This is a genomic window from Pseudochrobactrum sp. AO18b (assembly GCF_000409565.1).
GTDB classification, from domain to species: domain Bacteria; phylum Pseudomonadota; class Alphaproteobacteria; order Rhizobiales; family Rhizobiaceae; genus Pseudochrobactrum; species Pseudochrobactrum saccharolyticum.
Window position 1 is genome coordinate 1 of the sequence record NZ_ANNO01000013.1, and the last position, 2,738, is coordinate 2,738.

Sequence of the window (2,738 nt, forward strand, 5' to 3'; positions counted from 1 at the left end):
CTCCGCAGTCAGCGGCGGCGGCTTCTTAGGAGCCGGTTCCACAGCTCAGGGCTATGGCACAACCAATGGCTGGGCCACCACAACCGGTATCGGCGGCGGCGTCGTTGTACCTGGCTTTGGTATCGGTGCTTCCGGATCGCTCTACAGCTCTGGTATTTCCGGTCAGTCAGGTGCCGTTGCAAACTCGAGCACAGGGTTTCTCGGTGGATCGTCCGCAGCCAGCGCAACCGGTGGTGCAATGGGCTCAGCCTCAGGCTTTGTCAGCATCAATCCCTGACTATCGCTGGATAATGTATTTTCTTGATGCCAGCGGTAATAGCAATCGCAGGCAGCCTGAAACTTACTCTTCGCCCCCAAAGAGTAAAATAACGGGAAGTTTCTACTTCTTCCGTTTCGAAAAGAATGAGAGTCCGAATCAATAGGATACCCGCTCTCATTCTGTAGGAGTGGACAACATCCACTCCTACACAATTTCTAGAGCATGTCTCCCAAAAGCGGGAATCGGTTTTGGAATAAAGACATGAGCAAAAACAAAAAGTTAGAGCTGTCCTACCGTTTCATGATGAACCGGAACCGCTCTAAGATTCAGCCGGCACAAGCGGGTCAGCCGGTTAAAATAGCCGATGAAATGATTTGGGATATTAAACGACCGGAACTTGAAAATTATTTGAGCGCAAAGAAATCCTCACACCTTGCAATGCGCTCAAATAATCTTCTCAATTCCGGAGAATGTATTAAAATACATTTTGATATAAATTGTTCAATTTATAGGCGACTTCTGTCCGGTTTGTAGCGCCGAATTTCTTCATAATATTATGCATATGAACTTTGACAGTCGCCTCACTCATACTCAGTTCATAGGCAATCACTTTATTTGCTTTTCCCTGTCGCAGCAGCTGGATCACCTGAATCTCACGGGCAGTAAACAACCCGCTTAACTCATGGGTGTCTGTCTTTTTGGGCTGTGCTTTTCCGGTAATGCTGGTTGCAGGTATAAATGTCCCTCCGGCCATAGCCAAATGAACCGCTTCAACACAAACACGGATACCAACAGAAGTCGGGATATAACCGCGGGCTCCAAGCTCTATGGCACAGACGACCTGATCCCAGTCTTCACATTCAGACAGCAATATGAGCGGCACGGGATCCCATTCCGCTTTGATATTTTTAATCTCTCCGGAAAGCTCCGGATCCGTTACTTTTCTGGTGCCGATATGCAGCAATAAAACAGCTGCACTCAAACCGGCAGATTCAGCGTCGCTATGCTCCAATGTTTCGTAACAAACAATTGGCAGCCTCAAACCTGTATTAAGTAATCCATTATACAGACATTCGCGATCAAGATTATTTTTGCAGATGAGAACAAGACGTTTTTCCAGATTTTTCTCTGCGATCATCATCTTATACTCCCCTGCACCTTCGGAAGCTGCCCTGTATTGCATCCCCCACTCCTCCCTACTCTACTTTATAAACATTCATCTTATACTTGATGTTTTTAGTCATAATAAGCGCGCAAACAGCTTCGCACCATCTGCGTTGCTTAAACAAAAACTAATGCGGATGGTTTGAATTATTGCTTTTATAGGATAAGCTTGTCCTTAACCTAAGTTAGCAAAAATAAATTTTATAAATATGCGTGCCGAAATTTAATTACACAAATAGGGGTAACAACTACATCTTTTGATCTAGTGCGTTTCCGGCAAAACAAAAACCGGCTGTGTAATGGATCGTGTATAAAAACAAATAAACAGAGCATTTCCAAAGTGTAAGTCTAATTCCGGCAATGTTCGGATACGCATCCCGAAGCCCGTAAAACGGTTTCGGAACAAAACCCATATATGAACGCCATGATTTCGGCGTTTTCAGTTTAGTAAGAGCGGGGGGGAGGATGCATAATAAATCACAAAATGCCAATGGCGTTACCAACGCTCTTTCAGAGCTTCTCACATCACCGCCCATTGCAGCCGACTTCGGAACAACTGAGCTTCAGGCCATCTCCGGCTTGCAGGTTGAAGAACGCCATTTTCAAACCGATCAGACTATAATCAATCAGGGTGAACGCATTCGCAGTATCCATCTGGTGCAAAGCGGATGGGGCTGTGTCCATCGCGATCTGTCCAACGGGGAAAGGCAGGTACTGGATTTTCCGATGCGCAGTGATTTTGTCGGTTTAAGAACCGCTGCAGGCCGCAGTTATAACACTGTCGCCGCCATTACCCCGATGACCGTTTTCGAAATCCCGCTGAACTCCCTCGCCCACGCTATCAATAGCGCTCCAAAACTCAGTTTTGTGCTCATTGAGCTTTTTGCACGACAACGATCTATGCTGATTGAGCATATTACGAATATCGGTTGCCGTAGCGCTCTTGTGAGAACCGCACATTTATTGCTGGAACTGGGAGACAGGGCAAAAGCCTGCGGCATGGGTGAAGACACGGGTTTCTACTGTCCTATCACGCAATATCAGCTTGCAGATGCGCTGGGACTAAGTCCGATTCATATGAACCGTATGTTGCGGGAACTACGGGAAGAAGGCCTTCTGATTTTCAAAAATGGCAGGGTCGAATATTTAAATCGCAAAGGTCTGGTCTATCTCGCTGAATATGACGGCGAGTTTATGAATATGTCCGTTTTCGACCGTGCAACACTGCATTAAAGACCCAAATAGTGTCTTTACTACCAATACAAAAAACACTGGCCGGAAATATTCCGGCCAGTGTTTTGCTTTATCATTAAGC

General features: G+C 46.1%; 2 protein-coding genes and 1 pseudogene. 2 read left to right on the forward strand and 1 reads right to left on the reverse strand.

Translation table 11 applies throughout. From position 1 onward, the window contains the following. Positions 1 to 277: pseudogene (locus tag A918_RS21935) on the forward strand (hypothetical protein); the annotation flags it as partial. Between the two features lie 457 nt (positions 278 to 734). On the opposite strand, the gene A918_RS0100765 reads toward A918_RS21935, so the two are convergent. Continuing rightward, on the reverse strand, positions 735 to 1,442 hold the full coding sequence (locus tag A918_RS0100765; RefSeq protein WP_028233207.1) for a response regulator transcription factor: 708 nt from the start codon (positions 1,440 to 1,442) through the stop codon (positions 735 to 737). Positions 1,443 to 1,888: 446 nt separating this feature from the next. On the opposite strand from A918_RS0100765, the gene A918_RS0100770 reads away from it, so the two are divergent. Beyond that, on the forward strand, positions 1,889 to 2,656 hold the full coding sequence (locus tag A918_RS0100770) for a Crp/Fnr family transcriptional regulator (protein WP_022709208.1): 768 nt from the start codon (positions 1,889 to 1,891) through the stop codon (positions 2,654 to 2,656). Positions 2,657 to 2,738 lie beyond the last annotated feature (82 nt).